The 17,723-nt window shown below is 70.5% G+C and carries 15 protein-coding genes; 9 read left to right on the forward strand and 6 right to left on the reverse strand.

What is annotated here, in order from left to right; genetic code table 11:
* Nucleotides 1-204 precede the first annotated feature (204 nt).
* A complete protein-coding gene (locus tag HLK59_RS14500; RefSeq protein WP_171141819.1) occupies nt 205-417 on the forward strand; it encodes a hypothetical protein in 213 nt (70 codons plus the stop codon).
* Between the two features lie 80 nt (nt 418-497).
* Here HLK59_RS14500 and HLK59_RS14505 read toward each other — a convergent pair whose 3' ends face one another.
* Nucleotides 498-1,199, reverse strand: a complete 702-nt coding sequence (locus tag HLK59_RS14505; RefSeq protein ID WP_171141820.1) for a methyltransferase domain-containing protein — start codon at nt 1,197-1,199, stop codon at nt 498-500.
* Nucleotides 1,200-1,282: 83 nt separating this feature from the next.
* Nucleotides 1,283-1,960, reverse strand: coding sequence for a DUF3043 domain-containing protein (locus tag HLK59_RS14510; RefSeq protein WP_171141821.1), 678 nt, complete (start codon nt 1,958-1,960; stop codon nt 1,283-1,285).
* A gap of 232 nt (nt 1,961-2,192) precedes the next feature.
* Between HLK59_RS14510 and HLK59_RS14515 the strand changes: the two genes are divergently transcribed.
* The 6 genes from HLK59_RS14515 (at nt 2,193) to HLK59_RS14540 (ending at nt 10,985) form a co-directional block, all read left to right on the forward strand.
* The gene (locus HLK59_RS14515; RefSeq protein WP_240982413.1) at nt 2,193-2,960 is read left to right on the forward strand and encodes a PspA/IM30 family protein; all 768 of its coding nucleotides are present in this window, start codon (nt 2,193-2,195) and stop codon (nt 2,958-2,960) included.
* Between the two features lie 22 nt (nt 2,961-2,982).
* Nucleotides 2,983-3,261 (forward strand): hypothetical protein, encoded by a 279-nt coding sequence (locus HLK59_RS14520; RefSeq protein WP_171141823.1) that lies wholly within the window; start codon nt 2,983-2,985, stop codon nt 3,259-3,261.
* Nucleotides 3,262-3,359: 98 nt separating this feature from the next.
* A complete protein-coding gene (locus tag HLK59_RS14525) occupies nt 3,360-4,580 on the forward strand; it encodes a sensor histidine kinase (RefSeq protein ID WP_171141824.1) in 1,221 nt (406 codons plus the stop codon).
* A 112-nt stretch (nt 4,581-4,692) separates the two neighbouring features.
* Nucleotides 4,693-5,376, forward strand: coding sequence for a response regulator transcription factor (locus HLK59_RS14530; protein ID WP_171141825.1), 684 nt, complete (start codon nt 4,693-4,695; stop codon nt 5,374-5,376).
* Between the two features lie 134 nt (nt 5,377-5,510).
* On the forward strand, nt 5,511-8,627 hold the full coding sequence (locus tag HLK59_RS14535) for an efflux RND transporter permease subunit (RefSeq protein WP_171141826.1): 3,117 nt from the start codon (nt 5,511-5,513) through the stop codon (nt 8,625-8,627).
* A gap of 111 nt (nt 8,628-8,738) precedes the next feature.
* Nucleotides 8,739-10,985 carry a serine/threonine-protein kinase gene (locus HLK59_RS14540; RefSeq protein WP_171141827.1) on the forward strand — a complete coding sequence of 749 codons (2,247 nt, stop codon included), beginning with the start codon at nt 8,739-8,741 and terminating at the stop codon, nt 10,983-10,985.
* 18 nt (nt 10,986-11,003) lie between these two features.
* On the opposite strand, the gene nadA is transcribed toward HLK59_RS14540, so the two are convergent.
* Nucleotides 11,004-12,188, reverse strand: coding sequence for a quinolinate synthase NadA (gene nadA, locus HLK59_RS14545; protein WP_171141828.1), 1,185 nt, complete (start codon nt 12,186-12,188; stop codon nt 11,004-11,006).
* Nucleotides 12,189-12,455: 267 nt separating this feature from the next.
* Between nadA and HLK59_RS14550 the strand changes: the two genes are divergently transcribed.
* Nucleotides 12,456-12,812, forward strand: a complete 357-nt coding sequence (locus HLK59_RS14550) for an iron-sulfur cluster assembly accessory protein (protein ID WP_019885637.1) — start codon at nt 12,456-12,458, stop codon at nt 12,810-12,812.
* 100 nt (nt 12,813-12,912) lie between these two features.
* Here the strand turns inward: HLK59_RS14550 and HLK59_RS14555 are convergent, their stop codons facing one another.
* Both HLK59_RS14555 and HLK59_RS14560 read right to left on the reverse strand, forming a co-directional pair.
* Entirely contained in the window at nt 12,913-14,748 is a 1,836-nt protein-coding gene (locus HLK59_RS14555) for a PT domain-containing protein (protein ID WP_171141829.1), read from the reverse strand.
* A 151-nt stretch (nt 14,749-14,899) separates the two neighbouring features.
* A complete protein-coding gene (locus HLK59_RS14560) occupies nt 14,900-15,109 on the reverse strand; it encodes a hypothetical protein (RefSeq protein ID WP_171141830.1) in 210 nt (69 codons plus the stop codon).
* Between the two features lie 131 nt (nt 15,110-15,240).
* On the opposite strand from HLK59_RS14560, the gene HLK59_RS14565 reads away from it, so the two are divergent.
* Nucleotides 15,241-16,215, forward strand: coding sequence for a carbohydrate kinase family protein (locus HLK59_RS14565; protein WP_171141831.1), 975 nt, complete (start codon nt 15,241-15,243; stop codon nt 16,213-16,215).
* 22 nt (nt 16,216-16,237) lie between these two features.
* Here HLK59_RS14565 and HLK59_RS14570 read toward each other — a convergent pair whose 3' ends face one another.
* Nucleotides 16,238-17,602 (reverse strand): cysteine desulfurase/sulfurtransferase TusA family protein, encoded by a 1,365-nt coding sequence (locus HLK59_RS14570; protein ID WP_171141832.1) that lies wholly within the window; start codon nt 17,600-17,602, stop codon nt 16,238-16,240.
* Between the last annotated feature and the right edge of the window lie 121 nt (nt 17,603-17,723).

The raw sequence follows: 17,723 nt of genomic DNA on the forward strand, positions 1-17,723 counted from the left end.
GCGCACAGCTGCGAGGTTGTACGGCGACTGCGGGCGGGGGAGACCGGCGGGGGCGCCGGTGCCGAGAAGAGTCAGTTCCACGCCTAGATTTTCGCCGGTCACTCATGATCTTGCGCGCTCAACCCCCGCCCGCCCGCAGTCGCCGTACAACCTCCCAGCTGAGCGCATAGGCTCAGGTCACCGTGTTCACAGAGGGAGGCCTGTATGGCGGCATGGACGTGGCGATTCGAGAAGGCCGACGGGACGGAGGTTCAGCCCGCGGTGCAGCCCGAGGAGTTCACCACGCAAGGGGATGCCGAATCCTGGGTCGGTGAGTACTGGAAGGACCTCGCGGAGGGCGGCGCGGACCAGGTGCACCTGTTCGAGGACAGTACGAAGATCTACGGGCCGATGAGCCTGCACGCCGAAGGGGCGTAAGCCCGAGGAAAGGGGCGGCCGACTCCCGGCCGCCCCTTCTCACTGCTCACCCGAACGAGCGCACTCTCGGCCCGGCACTCTCAGCCCCGCACTCCGCACAGGTGCAGCAGCGCCGCGACCCGGCGGTACGGATCGGTCCGCCCGGCCCGCTCCTCGGCGGCCAGCAGCGTCGCCACGTCGTCGGGGATCTCCGCCCCGTCCGCGGCCGTGTCCGTGAACACCCGCACCCCGAACCAGGCGTGCAGCGGTGCCGCGATCCCGGCCAGCGTCGCGGTCAGCGTCTCCAGCCGGTCCGCCCGGACATCGAGCCCGAGCCGGTTGGTGTACGACACGGTGTCGAAGGCCCCGAGCGCGTCGGCCCAGTCGCCCGACAGCCCCGGCCGCATCGCCAGCGCGTCCGCGTTCCGCACGAGCAGCGACAGCAGCCCGCCCGGTGCGAGCATCCGCGCCAGCCCCGCCAGCAGCGGATCAGGCTCCTCGACGTACATGAGCACGCCGTGGCACAGCACGACGTCGAAACTGCCCGGCAGGAAGTGGACCCCGGTGTCCCGGCCGTCCCCCTCGATGATCCGCACCCGCTCCCGGATGCCCTCGGGCTCGGCGCACAGGGACTCCCGGGCCACCGCGACCATCGTGGCGTCCTGTTCGAGGCCGGTCACCTGATGCCCGGCCCGGGCCAGCCGCAGCGCCTGGGTGCCCTGGCCCATCCCGACGTCCAGCACGCGCAGCCGCTGCCCGACCGGGAAGCGCCCGGCTATCTGCTCGTCGAGCTGGCGGGCCACCAGCTCCTGTCGTACGACATCCCGCAGCCCGCCCAGCCTGCTCAGCCAGGCATCCGCCGCGCCCCCGGTGAACGGCGTAGCGCTCAGGGCCGCTCTCCGCGCTTGACCTGCGGCTTGGGCAGCCGGAGCCGGCGCATCTGGAGGGAACGCATGAGGGCGTAGGCGACCGCGCCCTTGCGGGACTGGTCCGGGAAGCGCTCGGCGAGCCGCTTCTTCAGACGGACGCCCGTGAGGATCGAGTCGAGCACGATCAGCACGATCACGACGAGCCACAGCAGCAGCGCGATGCTCTGGAGCGCGCCCACCTGCACCATGCTCAGCACGAGGATGATCACGGCCATCGGCAGGAAGAACTCCGCCACGTTGAACCGCGAGTCGATGAAGTCGCGCGCGAACTTGCGGACCGGGCCCTTGTCACGGGCCGGCAGGTACCGCTCGTCGCCGCCGGCCAGCGCCTGGCGCTGCCTCTCCAGCTGCGCACGACGCTCCTCGCGCTGCCGCTTGGAGGCGTCCTTGCGCGTCATCGACGTATTGGCCACGCTGCGACGCGTCGACTGGGCCTCGCTCCGCTTGGGAGTGGGGCGGCCCTTCTTCGCCTCGGGGTGGCGGATCTGACTGGAGTCGGTCACCTGCGCCTTGTCGGCGGGGGCGGCCTTCTCGTCCTTGGTGGAACGGCTACGGAACACAAAACCCAAGGGTAAGGGGTGCCCGGGGTTGGACCCCAGCCCGCTGGGGAACGATCCGGCAACACCAGACGTCATGGAGGGTGACAGAGGGGACACCCGGTGACCGACTGCTCACCCTGAAGGTCACCTACTCCCTACGCCGGAGCAAGGCCTTGGTCAGTCGTCCTTGGGGAGGAGCGCATCCGTCCCCGAACAGTGCGTCAATGGATGCAGGGCCCGTACTGTGGGTTCTGTCGCAGAGCTGAAGCTGGACTCGGTCAGAAGGGGGCGCGCGAAGCCCATGAGCGGTGTCATGAAGCGTATGGGGATGATCTTCCGCGCGAAGGCGAACAAGGCCCTTGACCGGGCCGAGGACCCTCGCGAGACCCTCGATTACTCGTACCAGAAGCAGCTGGAGCTGCTCCAGAAGGTGCGCCGAGGCGTGGCGGACGTCGCCACGTCCCGCAAGCGCCTGGAGCTTCAGCTCAACCAGCTGCAGTCGCAGTCGTCCAAGCTGGAGGACCAGGGCCGCAAGGCGCTCGCGCTGGGCCGTGAGGACCTGGCCCGCGAGGCGCTCTCCCGCCGTGCCGCCCTCCAGCAGCAGGTGACGGACCTGGAGACACAGCACGCGACGCTCCAGGGCGAGGAGGAGAAGCTCACCCTGGCGGCCCAGCGGCTCCAGGCCAAGGTCGACGCCTTCCGTACGAAGAAGGAGACGATCAAGGCGACGTACACCGCGGCCCAGGCGCAGACCCGCATCGGCGAGGCCTTCTCCGGTATCTCCGAGGAGATGGGCGACGTCGGCATGGCGATCCAGCGTGCCGAGGACAAGACGGCACAGCTCCAGGCGCGGGCCGGCGCGATCGACGAGCTCCTGGCCTCCGGCGCCCTCGACGACCAGTCCGGCATGCACAAGGACGACATCCAGGCCGAGCTGGACCGGCTCTCCGGTGGTACGGATGTAGAGCTGGAACTACAGCGGATGAAGGCCGAGCTCGCCGGAGGGTCGTCCTCCCAGCAGGCGATCGAGGGCGGCACCGGCCAGTCCCAGTCCCAGCAGCAGCCGCAGGACACCCCACGCTTCGACAAGCAGTAGGGCCCACGCCTAGGAGGGCGACATGATCGTCAGGATCATGGGGGAGGGGCAGGTGAGGCTGGCCGACAGCCACCTCACCGAGCTGAACAAACTGGACGACGAACTGCTGGCGGAGATGGAGACCGGCGACGGCCCCGGCTTCCGCCGCACCTTCGAAGCCCTGCTGTCCAAGGTCCGGGAACTGGGCGAGCCACTGCCGGACGACGCCCTGGAACCCTCGGACCTGATCCTCCCGTCCCCGGACGCGACCCTCCAGGAGGTCCGGGATCTGCTCAGCGACGACGGCCTGATCCCGGGCTGAGCCGGCGCCACCGCACCGGCGGCGCCCGGCAACCGCACAGGAAACCTACAGCTGACCCCCGTTCCAAGCCCCGCGGGGCACCCGTACCGTTGGCAGACGTGAGCACCCTCGAGCGCGTCCGGCACCAGCTGACGGCGCATCCCATGGCGCTGGACGCCGTACTCGCGGCCGGCGTCCTCGGCTGCATGGTCGCCGGCTCGTTCGTGGACCCGCACGGACCGGACGGCGTCACCTGGGGCTTCCGCACCCCGGACCCGCTCAGCCTGGTCCTCATCGGCCTCAGTGCCGCGGCCCTCGTCTTCCGCCGCCGCGCCCCGATGACGGTGCTGGCCCTCACCGGCGGCTTCTCGATCGTCGAGTGCGTCACCGGCGACCCCCGCGCCCCCGTCGCCATGTCCGCGGTGATCGCCCTGTTCACCGTCGCCTCCGCCACCGACCGCCCCACCACCTGGCGGGTCGGCCTGCTCACGATGACCGTCCTCACCGCCGCCGCCATGCTCGGCGGCCCCCTGCCGTGGTACGCCCAGGAGAACCTCGGCATCTTCGCCTGGACGGGCATCGGCGCCACCGCCGGCGACGCCGTCCGCAGCCGCCGCGCCTTCGTCCAGGCCATCCGGGACCGCGCCGAGAAGGCGGAACGCACCCGTGAGGAGGAGGCCCGCCGCCGCGTCGCCGAGGAACGCCTGCGGATCGCCCGCGACCTGCACGACGTCGTCGCCCACCACATCGCCCTGGTCAACGTGCAGGCGGGCGTCGCCGCGCACGTCATGGACAAGCGCCCCGACCAGGCCAAGGAAGCCCTGGCCCATGTACGCGAGGCCAGCCGCTCGGCGCTCAACGAACTCCGGGCCACCGTCGGCCTGCTCCGGCAGTCCGGCGACCCCGAGGCACCGACCGAGCCCGCCCCCGGCCTGGACCGCCTCGACGAACTCGTCGGCACCTTCCGCAGCGCCGGCCAGCATGTCGAGGTCGCCCGCGCCGACGGCGACACCAAACTCCCCGCGGCCGTCGACCTGGCCGCCTACCGGGTCATCCAGGAAGCCCTCACCAACGTCCAGAAGCACGCCGGCACGGAGGCGAAGGCCGAGGTCAGCGTCGTCCGGGTAGGGCCGAACATCGAGATCACCGTCCTCGACAACGGTGCCGGGGACGACGAGGACCCGGCCGACGGCGGCGGCCACGGACTCCTCGGCATGCGCGAGCGGGTCACCGCCCTGCGCGGCACCCTCACCACCGGTCCCCGCTACGGCGGCGGCTTCCGCGTCCATGCGATCCTGCCGGTCAAGACCCGCGGCCGCGCCGCCGACGACGCCGTATGACCGACTCGCGGAACTCAGGGGCACCCCGCGGAAGTTGTCGTAACGCCAAGGCTCGGCAACCAGCCGCGGCAACCGATCGTGGCACCGAGCCCCCAGCCGCAGAGGACCCCGAATGACCATCCGCGTCCTGCTCGCCGACGACCAGGCACTGCTGCGCAGCGCCTTCCGTGTGCTCGTCGACTCCGAGCCCGACATGGAGGTCGTCGGCGAGGCGTCCGACGGGGCGGAGGCGGTGCGCCTCGCCAGGGAGGAGCGGGCCGACGTCGTGCTGATGGACATCCGGATGCCCGGCACCGACGGCCTCGCCGCCACCCGCATGATCAGCGAGGACCCCTCCCTCGCCCAGGTCCGGGTGGTCATCCTGACGACCTTCGAGGTCGACGACTACGTCGTGCAGTCGCTGCGGGCCGGCGCCTCCGGGTTCCTCGGCAAGGGCAGCGAACCCGAGGAGCTGCTCAGTGCCATCCGGATCGCGGCGGGCGGCGAGGCCCTGCTCTCCCCGGCCGCCACCAAGGGCCTGATCGCCCGCTTCCTCGCCCAGGGCGACGCGGCGGACGACGCCTCCGACCCCGCCCGCGCGGCCCGCCTCGACGCGCTCACCGTCCGCGAGCGCGAGGTCCTCGTCCAGGTCGCCGGCGGCCACTCCAACGACGAGATCGCCGAGCGCCTCGAAGTCAGCCCGCTCACCGTGAAGACGCACGTCAACCGGGCCATGGCCAAGCTGGGCGCGCGGGACCGGGCACAGCTCGTGGTGATCGCGTACGAGTCCGGGCTGGTACGTCCGAGGGTGGAGTGACCGTCACCCGCCGTACTGCGGCCGGAGTATGCGCCGCATAAGGAAATGGACCTGGGAGCTACGAAACACCGGCCCCACAGGGCACAGGGTGTAGGGGCCACTTCTGCCGCTCACAGAATCGAGACCCCCGACCCATGTCCTGGCTGTCGAGATTCAGCCTCGCGCAACGTGCCCTCATAGGCCTGATGTCGATCATCGTGCTCGCCTTCGGGGCGATCGCGATACCCCAGCTCAAGCAGCAGCTGCTGCCCTCCATCGAACTGCCGATGGTGTCCGTGCTCGCCCCCTACCAGGGCGCCTCCCCGGACGTCGTCGAGAAGCAGGTCGTCGAACCCATCGAGAACAGCCTCGAAGCGGTCGACGGCATCGAGGGAGTCACCTCCACGGCCAGTGAGGGCAACGCCGTCATCATGGCGTCCTTCGACTACGGAAGCGGCACCAAGCAGCTCGTCGCCGACGTCCAGCAGGCCGTCAACCGGGCCCGTGCCCAGCTCCCGGACGACGTCGACCCGCAGGTCGTCGCCGGCTCCACGGACGACATGCCCACCGTCGTCCTCGCCGTCACCTCCGACAAGGACCAGCAGGCCCTCGCCGACCAGCTCGACCGGACCGTCGTGCCGGACCTGAAGTCCATCGACGGCGTCGGCCAGGTCACCGTCGACGGCGTCCGCGACCTCCAGGTCACCGTCACGCCGAACGACACCAAGCTCGCGAAGGCGGGCCTCACCTCGCTCTCCCTCGCCCAGGCCCTCCAGGCGGGCGGCGCGACCGTCCCGGCCAGCTCCTTCGACGAGGACGGCGCCAACCGCACCGTCCAGGTCGGCGGCGGCTTCACCTCGGTCGAGCAGATCGAGGAGCTGATGGTCACCGGCGCGGCCGGCAAGAAGCCCGTACGCATCGGTGACGTGGCCATCGTCGAGCAGGAGCAGGCCCCGGCCGACTCCCTCACCCGCACCGACGGCAGGCCCAGCCTCGCCGTCATGGTGACGATGGACCAGGACGGCAGCGCGGTCTCCATCTCCGACGCGGTCGAGGACAAGCTCGCCGACATGCGTAAGGACCTCGGCTCGGACGCGACGGTCACCGTCGTCAGCGACCAGGGCCCCGCGGTCGCGAAGGCCATCGACGGTCTGACCACCGAGGGCGCGCTCGGCCTGCTCTTCGCGGTCCTCGTCATCCTGGTCTTCCTGGCGTCGGTCCGCTCGACCCTGGTCACGGCGGTGTCCATCCCGCTGTCGGTGGTCCTGGCCCTGATCGTGCTCTGGACCCGCGACCTCTCGCTCAACATGCTGACGCTGGGCGCGCTGACCATCGCCATCGGCCGGGTCGTCGACGACTCGATCGTGGTCCTGGAGAACATCAAGCGCCACCTCGGCTACGGCGAGGAGCGCGAGCCGGCGATCCTGAACGCGGTGCGTGAGGTTGCCGGAGCGGTCACCTCCTCCACCCTCACGACGGTCGCCGTCTTCCTGCCGATCGGCCTGGTCGGCGGCATGGTGGGCGAACTGTTCGGCTCCTTCAGTCTGACGGTGACGGCGGCCCTGCTGGCGTCCCTGCTCGTGTCCCTGACGGTCGTCCCGGTCCTGTCGTACTGGTTCCTGCGCGCCCCCAAGGGCACCCCGGCCGACGCCGAGGAAGCCCGCCGGCTCGCGGAGGAGAAGGAGGCGAGGAGCAGGCTCCAGCGCCTCTACGTCCCCGTCCTGCGGTTCGCGACCCGGCGCCGTCTGACCAGCGTGCTCATCGCCGTGGTGATCCTCATCGGCACGTTCGGCATGTCCGGACTACTGAAGACCAACTTCTTCGACCAGGGCGAGCAGGAAGTCCTCACCGTCAAGCAGGAGTTGAAGCCCGGCACCAGCCTGGCGGCCACCGACGAGCAGGCCAAGAAGGTCGAGAAGCTGCTCGCCGGCACCAAGGGCGTCAAGGACTACCAGGTCACCATCGGCTCGTCCGGCTTCATGGCGGCCTTCGGCGGCGGCACCGACACCAACCAGGCCTCGTACCAGGTGATGCTGGACGACTCGGCCTCCCACGAGGATGTGCAGGACCGTATCGAGGCCGGTCTGAAGAAGCTCGACGGCATCGGTACGACGACCATCGCGGCCGGCGACGGCTTCGGCAGCCAGGACCTCAGCGTGGTCGTGAAGGCGGCCGACGCGGACGTCCTGCGCGAGGCGTCGGAGGAGGTCCGCAGGACGGTCGCGGACCTGGACGACGTCACCGACGTGACGAGCGACCTGGCGCAGAGCGTGCCGCGCATCTCGGTGAAGGCCAACGACAAGGCCGCCGTGGCGGGCTTCAACGACCAGACCCTGGGCGCGGCCGTCGCCGAGGCGGTCAAGGGCACCACGGCCGCCAAGGCGATCCTGGACGACACCGAGCGCGATGTCATCATCAGGTCGGCGAAGCCCGCGCAGACCCTGGAGGAGCTGAGGAACCTGAAGCTCGGCCCGGTGAAGCTGGGAGACATCGCCACGGTGACGCTGGCGGACGGCCCGGTCTCGATGACGAGGATCGACGGCCAGCGCGCGGCGACCATCACCGCCAAGCCGACGGGCGACAACACGGGCGCGGTGAGCCAGGACCTCACCTCGAAGCTCGACGCCCTGAAGCTCCCGGCGGGTGCCACGGCCTCGATCGGCGGCGTCACCTCGGACCAGGACAGCGCGTTCAAGAACCTCGGCCTGGCGATGCTCGCGGCGATCGCGATCGTCTTCATGCTGCTGGTGGCGACGTTCCGTTCGCTGGCCCAGCCGCTGATCCTGCTGGTCTCCATCCCGTTCGCCGCGACGGGTGCCATCGGCCTCCTGATCATCACGGACACTCCGATGGGCGTCCCCGCGATGATCGGCATGCTGATGCTCATCGGCATCGTGGTGACGAACGCGATCGTGCTGATCGACCTCATCAACCAGTACCGCAAGCAGGGTTACCCGACGGTGGACGCCGTCATCGAGGGCGGCCGCCACCGGCTCCGCCCGATCCTGATGACGGCCCTGGCGACGATCTTCGCCCTGCTCCCGATGGCCCTCGGGGTCACCGGCGAGGGCGGCTTCATCGCCCAGCCGCTGGCGGTGGTCGTGATCGGCGGCCTGATCACGTCGACGCTGCTGACGCTCCTCCTGGTCCCGACGCTCTACACGATGCTGGAGCTCCGCAAGGAGCGCCGGGCGAAGAAGCGGGCGGCCAAGAAGGCGAAGAAGGCCGAGAAGACGGAGGTGTCGGCCCAGCCGGAGCCCGCGGGCGTGTGACGGCTGTGACGGCCGGGTTCTGGACGACGACGGTCCGGAGCCCGGCCGTCGGCGTTTCGGCGTTCTGTATCTTGTGGCTCGAACTGCTTTACGGAGAAGGGGATCCCGGTCGTGCCACTGCACAAGGACGACCCGAAATCGGTCGGCGGGTACAAGCTGGTCGACCGGCTCGGCTCCGGAGGCATGGGTGTCGTCTACTGGGGCAGATCGCGCTCGGGCCGTGACGTCGCCGTCAAGGTGGTGCACGCCCAGTACGCGGAGGACAAGGTCTTCCGCGCCCGCTTCCGGCAGGAGATCGAGTCCGTCCGCAAGGTCAGCGGCGCCTTCACCGCGCCCGTGGTGGACGCCGACCCGGACGCGATACGGCCCTGGATGGCGACCCAGTACGTCCCCGGCAGCTCCCTCGCCGAACGGATCCGCGACCAGGGAGCCCTCCGGAGCACCGAACTGCGGCGGCTGGCCCTGGGGTTGGTGGAGGCGCTGGAGGACATCCACCGGGCCGGAGTGGTGCACCGGGACCTCAAGCCCGCCAACGTGCTGATGGCCGAGGACGGCCCCCGCGTCATCGACTTCGGCATCTCCCGCGCCGCCGAGAACCACCACACCCTCACCGAGACCGGCCAGATGATCGGCACCCCGCCCTTCATGTCACCGGAGCAGTTCACCGACGCCCGCACGGTCGGACCCGCCTCGGACGTCTTCTCGCTCGCCGCGCTCCTGGTCTTCTCGGCCACCGGACGCGGCCCCTTCGACGCCGACAGTCCGTACCTGACCGCCTTCCGGGTCGTCCACGAGGCGCCAGGACTGGACGGAGTGCCGCAGCCGTTGCGCGCGGTCCTGGAGCGCTGCCTGGTCAAGGAGGCCGCCGACCGGCCCCAACTGGACGTACTGGCCAAGGAGTTCGCCCAGGCCCTGCCCGAGCCCGACCCCATGGACCCGGACACCACGACCCTGCGGCTGGCCGACCTGAGGACCGTGGAGGAGACCTACGCCGGGACCGGCCACGCCCCGCCCGGAAGGGTCACCCGGCCCGGGGGCGCGGGGCGCCGCAGGGGCCGCCGCCCCTTGCTGGCGGTGGTCTGCACGCTGGGCGTCCTGGTGCTGGGGACGGGGTGGTACATGCGGTTCGGGCCGGGCTTCTCGGACGATGAACCGGCGGCGAGCTCCGCCACCCCCGGGGACTCCCGCTGGGCGGCCGTCCCCACCGGCTGGCAGGCCTGGCAGACGACGATGTTCGAGACCGCGCCGGCGGGCGAGATCAACCCGCTGGCGAAGGCCGGCGAGGACACGAGCGACGCCACCTGCCAGATGTACGAGAGCGCGGTCTACTGCGCGGGCAACACCGTCCTCCCGGTCCGCCTGGACGGCCGTACCGGCGCCACCGTCTGGCGCTCCGCCCTCGCGACCTCCGCCGAGGGCGCGGACTCCTCGGGGAACAACTTCGAGCTCCTCGGTGTGCGGGACGGCGCGATGATCCTTCAGCACGACGTCTACGCGGCCGACGGGAGCACCAGGTCGAGCATCGTCGCCCTCGACACCGGGACCGGCGACCAGCTGTGGACCCGTGACCGGGGAGGGCCGAGCGCCGACCAGCTCATGGTCGGGGACTTCGTCATGACCCCCGACGCCAGTGGCCGGCTGGTGACCGCCCGTTCCCCGCGCACCGGCACCGATCACTGGACCGCACAGCTGCCGGCCGGCGACTACTGCACCTTCGAGACGGCGGACTCCCGCCTGTACGCGCACTGCTTCCCGGACGACGAGTCCAAGGACGCCGTACTTCTGGAACTGGACAAGACCGACGGAACAGTGCGCCGACGTCTGAGCACCCCGAACGGGAGCGGCCTGCTCGGCACCGTCGACGGCCGCCTCGCCGTCGCCGTCGCGGTCGACGGCGGCTCCGGCCCGGCCCGCCTCCAGGACAACGCCTTCGACGAGATCCGGCTCCTCGACCCGGCCACCGGCGCCACCACCACGACCAGACTCACGCGGAGCCACACGAGCTCGATCCGCCTGGCCGCCGGCACCGTCTGGATCACCGGGGTCAACGGCCAGGTCACCGCGGTCTCCCCGCTGACCGGCAAACAGCTCTGGCAGACCCGGACCAGCGTCGAGGACTCGGGGCCGCCCACCTACGACCCCACCACCCACACGCTCTACCTGGCCAGCATCAGCGGCCGGGTCGCCGCCCTCGACTCCCGCAAGGGCACGCTGCTCTGGGAGACCGGCGCCCAGGCCGACCAGCTCGCCAGCGGCGACACGGTCAAGTCCAAGGTGTCGCTGGACGGCGGGGCGGTGGTCGTGAACACGCCGAACGGAACGGTCTTCAGCCTGGACCCCGCTCACCCCTCGGGGTGAGCGGGCGCCGCGGGAGTCCTACGGCAGCGCCAGCATCCGCTCCAGCGCCAGCTTCGCGAACGCCTCGGTCTCCTTGTCGACCTCGATGCGGTTGACGAGGTTGCCCTCGGCGAGGGACTCCAGGGTCCAGACGAGGTGCGGGAGGTCGATGCGGTTCATCGTCGAGCAGAAGCAGACCGTCCTGTCGAGGAAGACGATCTCCTTGCCCTCGGGCGCGAAACGGTTCGCGAGCCGTCGTACGAGATTCAGCTCGGTCCCGATGGCCCACTTGGAACCGGCGGGGGCGGCCTCCAGGGCCTTGATGATGTACTCGGTCGAGCCGACGTAGTCGGCCGCGGCCACGACCTCGTGCCTGCACTCGGGGTGCACCAGCACGTTGACGCCCGGGATCCGCTCCCGCACGTCCCGCACCGACTCCAGGCTGAAGCGGCCGTGCACCGAGCAGTGCCCGCGCCACAGGATCATCTTCGCGTCGCGCAGCTGCTCGGCGGTCAGCCCGCCGTTCGGCTTGTGCGGGTTGTAGAGGACGCAGTCCTCCAGCGTCATCCCCATGTCGCGGACCGCGGTGTTGCGCCCCAGGTGCTGGTCGGGCAGGAACAGCACCTTCTCACCCTGCTCGAAGGCCCACTCCAGCGCCCGCTGGGCATTGGAGGAGGTGCAGATCGTGCCGCCGTGCTTGCCCGTGAACGCCTTGATGTCCGCGGAGGAGTTCATGTACGAGACGGGCACGACCTGCTCGGCTATCCCGGCCTCGGTCAGCACGTCCCAGCACTCGGCGACCTGCTCGGCGGTGGCCATGTCGGCCATCGAGCATCCGGCGGCCAGGTCCGGCAGCACGACCTTCTGGTCGTCGCCGGTCAGGATGTCCGCGGACTCGGCCATGAAGTGCACACCGCAGAACACGATGTACTCGGCCTCCGGGCGCGCGGCCGCGTCCCGGGCCAGCTTGAAGGAGTCACCCGTGACATCGGCGAACTGGATGACCTCGTCGCGCTGGTAGTGGTGGCCGAGCACGAAGACCTTGTCCCCGAGCTTCTCCTTGGCCGCGCGGGCCCGCTCCACCAGGTCCGGGTCGGACGGCGAGGGCAGGTCACCGGGGCACTCCACACCCCGCTCGCTCTTCGGGTCGGCCTCACGGCCGAGGAGCAGCAGGGCGAGAGGGCTCGGCTGTACGTCGAGCTCCGTGGTCTGGGCGGTGGTCACGACACGCACCCTTTCTACTTTTCGTCGATCTGACGTTATCTATCATAACCCGGTTCACGTCACTTTGACGATGGTCATAACGTCGATGTGACATGAATCCCGGTGCCGTACCGGCGGGTGATCTTCGGGCCGCTGTTCGCTTCGTCGCGGGTGTGCGAGCATGAAAGGACAGGCGAAAAGACAAGTCGCTCGGCCCGGAATGAATCCGCGGCCCTGACGGTTGCAACCGTCGGCAAGCAGTCTCCGTACAACCCGGGAGAGATGTAGATGTCCGTATCGGACGAGAAGACCACTGTCAGCGACGGCATCCTCCTGTCCGACGCCGCCGCGGCGAAGGTCAAGGCCCTGCTCGACCAGGAAGGCCGTGACGACCTGGCCCTGCGCGTGGCCGTTCAGCCCGGTGGCTGCTCCGGCCTGCGCTACCAGCTCTTCTTCGACGAGCGCTCCCTCGACGGCGATGTCGTCAAGGACTTCGGCGGCGTCAAGGTCGTCACCGACCGTATGAGCGCCCCCTACCTGGGCGGCGCCTCGATCGACTTCGTCGACACGATCGAGAAGCAGGGCTTCACGATCGACAACCCGAACGCGACGGGCTCCTGCGCCTGCGGCGACTCGTTCAGCTAAATCCCGTAGGACACAGTCCGTTCGCAGGACACAGTCCCTACGTCCGTGAAGGCGGCGGCCCCCTCCGACAGGGCCGCCGCCTTCACGCGTTCCAGGGCGGTCAGCGCGCCCCGGACGTCTCCGGCAGCCGTGCCCCCGCCTTCTCCAGCGGGATCCCGGTGCCGTCCGTGCCCACGACCTTCCGGTCGCCCAGCGGTGCGTCCAGCCGCACGGTCTCGTGGTAGATCTTCGCGATCATGATGCAGATCTTGTCCGGCCAGGGCGTCTCGGTGACCTGGACGGTGACCGTGTCGAGACCCTCGACGACGGACGCCTTGTAGTCGGCGCAGACCCCACCGGTGTAGGTGACCGACAACTCGTCACCCTCGGCGGTGTAGCCCTCCACCGTCACGTCCCGCTCGGCCGGCGCCGCGGTCGGCTGGTCGGGGTCGGGACCCGTCGGCCGCGGGCTCGGCTGCCCCGTCGGCTCGTCGGTCGGCTCCGCGGACGGCGTGGCCGAGGCCAGGAACTTCGGGTCGATCGCGGGATACGTCACGGTGAAACCGTCCTGCCCGCCCGACGCCCGCACCTCGAACAGCCACGACGGCACCAGCGCCTGCCGGGCGTCCACGGAGTGCGAGGCCAGCCCGAACACTGCCTTCTCGACCGTGATCGTCTCCTGCTCCGGCGTGGTGGTCGTCCCCTCCGAGCCGCAGGGCGCCTCCAGGCGGTCCTTCAGCGGTACGGGGGTGGCGCAGCCGCCGATGCCCATGCGGTGGTCGGTCGCCGGTGCCGCGTTCAGCAGGTCCAGCGCCTCCCCGGCACTCACGACGGGGTAGGTGTCGCTCTTCGCCGGCGTCTTCAACTGGCCGTTGCCGCCGACCACTTCGCCCTGCGCGTTGACGGTGACCCCGGTCGTCCAGCCGTGCGTCGGCAGCCCGCCGACCACCGGATCGGCGTTCACCACCCGCTGGGCGCCCATGACCTGGCTCGCGTCGACCTTCGCGTCGTCCTGCCCCACGGCCTTGAGAACGGGCGCCGCCGCCTTCTTCGCGGCCTCCTCGCTCACCGGGTCGCCGGCCGGTGCGGCGGGGTCGCTCGCACACACGGTCTCGCTCTCGCAGGCGTCGGTGCCCGGCGCGTACCGGTGGAACGTCCACGCCCCCGGCGCCTGCTGGTTCACCTGGAGACTCGGCCCGGCCGCCTCCTGCCCGCCGACCTTCCAGGCCTTGCCCTCCAGGACCGGCGTCCCGTCCACCCCGAGCGCCTTCGCCAGCCGGGCCACGTCGTCCTTGGTGACCTCGCCGCTCGCCCGGTACACGGGGGCCTCACCGGGGCCGTCCGGCAGCGTGCCGGTGGCCTGGTAGGTGACGCCGTACGGGTTGGGCTCACCCGGCGCGATGCCGCTCGTGCCGCCCTCGCCCCCGGTGTACCCGTCGAGCCGGAGCAGCGGGGGAGTGTCGTCGCCGTTCGCCCCGGATGTCGTACCGCCATCGCCCGAGCCGCCGGAGGCCGAGGTGGCGAGATACGCCCCGCCGCCCCCGACGAGCAGCACGGCGGCCGCGACGGAGGCGACGAGCACGGGGGAGCGGCGCCGGGAGGAGCGCGGGACCTCGGGCTCACCGTCCCGGGGCACCTCGTGCTGCTCGTTGGAGAGCTCGGACGCGCCGGAGACCTCGGACGCGTGAGAGACCTCGGACGCGTCGGAAGCCTCGGAGGCGTCAGCAGCTTCGGCGGGTTCGGTGGGCTCGGAAGGCTCATCGGCCTCGGAAGCCGCAGTGGCTTCGACGGCCTCGGGAGTCTCGGTGTCCTCAGCACCCTCGGCCGCCTCCGGGGCCCCCTCCGTCGCCGTACCGCCCTCGTCGTCGGCGAGTTCGGTGGCCCCGGCACCCTCATCGGCGCTCGTGGCCTTGCCGACCTCGGCGTCGTCGTCGTTCTCGGGTCGCTCGGTGTTCACCGCATCGCTCCTTCGGCCGCGCGTCTGTCCCTATGACCCTGACCCGACCCTGTCAAAACGGTCGGCTGGAGGGTCGTATCCCACATCCCCTTTACGGGGGACAGCGATGGGACGCGGCGGGGGAGCGCATGGTTCCCCGAAAGGCGCTGTTTCAGTCGCCGTAGTCCGACATCGCGTCCAGCAGCCGGGCGGACTTCGTCGGAACGGTCACCCCGTGGATGAGTGAGGGGGAGACGGGAAGGGCAGTGACCCGGTCGGGAGCCACCCAGTGCGGGGCCATCCGGGCACAGTCGCCGAGCAGCGCCGCGAGATCGCCGTCCGGGTCGGCCGGAACGGGGGCGTGGACCTTGAGGTTCGTCATGACGGCACCGTATGCAGGTCGGAGCCCGCGAAGAAAGATCTACTATCGGGTAGTTTTGGCTGCTTCAGAGGCTCGTGCCGACCGGGTAGCGTGAACTGTCAATAAACCCTCCCCTCAGGAGAGTCCTCGCCGTGCGCATCGCAGTCACCGGCTCCATCGCCACCGACCACCTCATGACCTTCCCCGGCCGCTTCGCCGACCAGCTCGTCGCGGACCAGTTGCACACGGTCTCGCTCTCCTTCCTGGTCGACAACCTGGACGTACGCCGGGGCGGCGTCGGCGCGAACATCGCCTTCGGTATGGGCCAGCTCGGCACCGCGCCGATCCTGGTCGGCGCCGCGGGTTTCGACTTCGACGAGTACCGGGCCTGGCTGGACCGCCATGGCGTCGACACCGCGTCCGTCCGTATCTCCGAGACGCTGCACACCGCGCGCTTCGTCTGCACCACCGACGCCGACCACAACCAGATCGGCTCCTTCTACACCGGTGCGATGAGCGAGGCCCGCCTCATCGAGCTGAAGACCGTCGCCGACCGCGTCGACGGCCTCGACCTGGTCCTCATCGGCGCCGACGACCCCGAGGCGATGCTCCGGCACACGGAGGAGTGCCGCTCGCGCGGCATTCCGTTCGCCGCGGACTTCTCCCAGCAGATCGCCCGTATGAACGGCGACGAGATCCGGGTCCTGCTGGAGGGCGCGACGTACCTGTTCTCCAACGAGTACGAGAAGGGCCTCATCGAGTCGAAGACCGGCTGGACGGACGAGGAGATCCTCGCCAAGGTCGGCCACCGGGTCACGACGCTGGGCTCGCACGGTGTCCGTATCGAGCGGGTCGGCCAGGACCCGATCGAGGTCGGCTGCGCGGAGGAGGAGCGCAAGGCCGACCCCACGGGCGTGGGCGACGCGTTCCGCGCGGGGTTCCTGTCGGGTCTTGTCTGGGGCGTCTCCCTGGAGCGCGCGGCGCAGGTCGGGTGCATGCTGGCGACGCTGGTCATCGAGACGGTGGGTACGCAGGAGTACCAGTTGAAGCGGGCCCACTTCATGGATCGCTTCACCAAGGCGTACGGGCACGAGGCCGCGGGTGAGGTCAAGGGGTATCTGGGCTAGTCCGCCGTAGAAGACGGACAGATCAGCTCGACCGGCGGACCAGGAAAGCCGTTCCCTGTTCCGCCGGTTCCTCTCCTACGTACTCCTGCTCCCGCATCTCGCACCATGCCGGGATGTCCAGCTTCGCCGCCTCGTCGTCCGACAGGACCCGGATCAGGCCGCCCACCGGCACATCGCCGATGACCTTCGCCAGCTCGATGACGGGGATCGGGCAGCGCTTGCCGAGGGAGTCCACGACCAGGACGTCATCGCGTACGGCGGTCTCCATGACCGGCGCGCCCAGCGTCTCCCGTACCCCCGACACCGCCCCCGGCAGCACGGCGAGGAACCTCTCCACGTCCTCCGCGGCCGCCCCCCGCGGCAACGAGACCCGCACATTCCCCTCACTCAGCACCCCCATCGCCTTCAGCACATGGCTGGGCGTCAGCGTGCTGCTGGTGCAGGACGAGCCGGACGAAACGGAGAAACCCTCGCGGTCCAGCTCGTGCAGCAGTGTCTCCCCGTCGACATAGAGACAGGAGAAGGTGACGATCCCGGGCAGCCGCCGCTCCGGATCCCCCACCACCTCCACATCCGGCACCAGCCGCGGCACCCGCGTCCGGATCCGCTCCGTCAGCTCCCGCAGCCGCGGAGCCTCTTGGGCCGCCTCGGCCCGCACGGCCCGCAGCGAGGCCGCCGCCGCGACGATCGCCGGGAGGTTCTCGAAGCCGTACCCCCTTTCGTCCGTGGGTCCTTGAGCGGCGAACCGCACCCCCTTGCGGACGACGAGCAGCCCGACGCCCGCCGGGCCGCCCCATTTGTGCGCACTCCCGGTGAGCAGCGACCACTCACCCTCGACCGGCCCCCAGGCCAGCGATTGCGCCGCGTCCACCAGCAGCGGCACGTCGGCGGCCCGGCAGACCTCGGCGACCTCCGCGACCGGCTGCACGGTCCCCACCTCATGGTTGGCGGACTGGAGACAGGCCAGCGCGGTGTCCGGCCGAAGCGCGGAGGCGTACGCGGCGGGGTCCACCCGCCCCGTGCGGCCGACACTCACCCGAGTGACCGAACCGCCCTCCTTCTCCTGTGCTTCGGCCGAATGGAGCACGGAGGAATGTTCAACCGCTGACACGATCAGGTGACGTCCGACGCGCCGCCGCCCGCCCAACGCCCCAGCTGCACCGGCATGCACGGCAGCGGTCCCGGACGGCGTGAACCCGAGCTCGTCCGGCCGACACCCCACGGCTTCGGCAGCGGCTTCCCGCGCGGCATCGAGCAACATCCGAGCCCGCCGCCCTTCCCGGTACAGCCGTGCGGGGTCAGCCCACCCCTCGTCCAGCGAGGCCAACAGCGCCTGACGAGCGACGGGATGGAGGGGAACACTGGAAGCAGCGTCGAAATAGGACACACGGCAACGCTAACCCCCTAGGGGCGCGGGGAACTGCGCGACCAGCCCCAACGCACCCGCAGCCGCCAATCCAGCGAACCCCCGACTCGGTAGGCCCCCCTCCCCGCGAACCCTCGGAGAG

This window comes from Streptomyces sp. S3(2020), from assembly GCF_013044505.1.
In the GTDB taxonomy this organism is placed as follows: Bacteria; Actinomycetota; Actinomycetes; order Streptomycetales; family Streptomycetaceae; genus Streptomyces.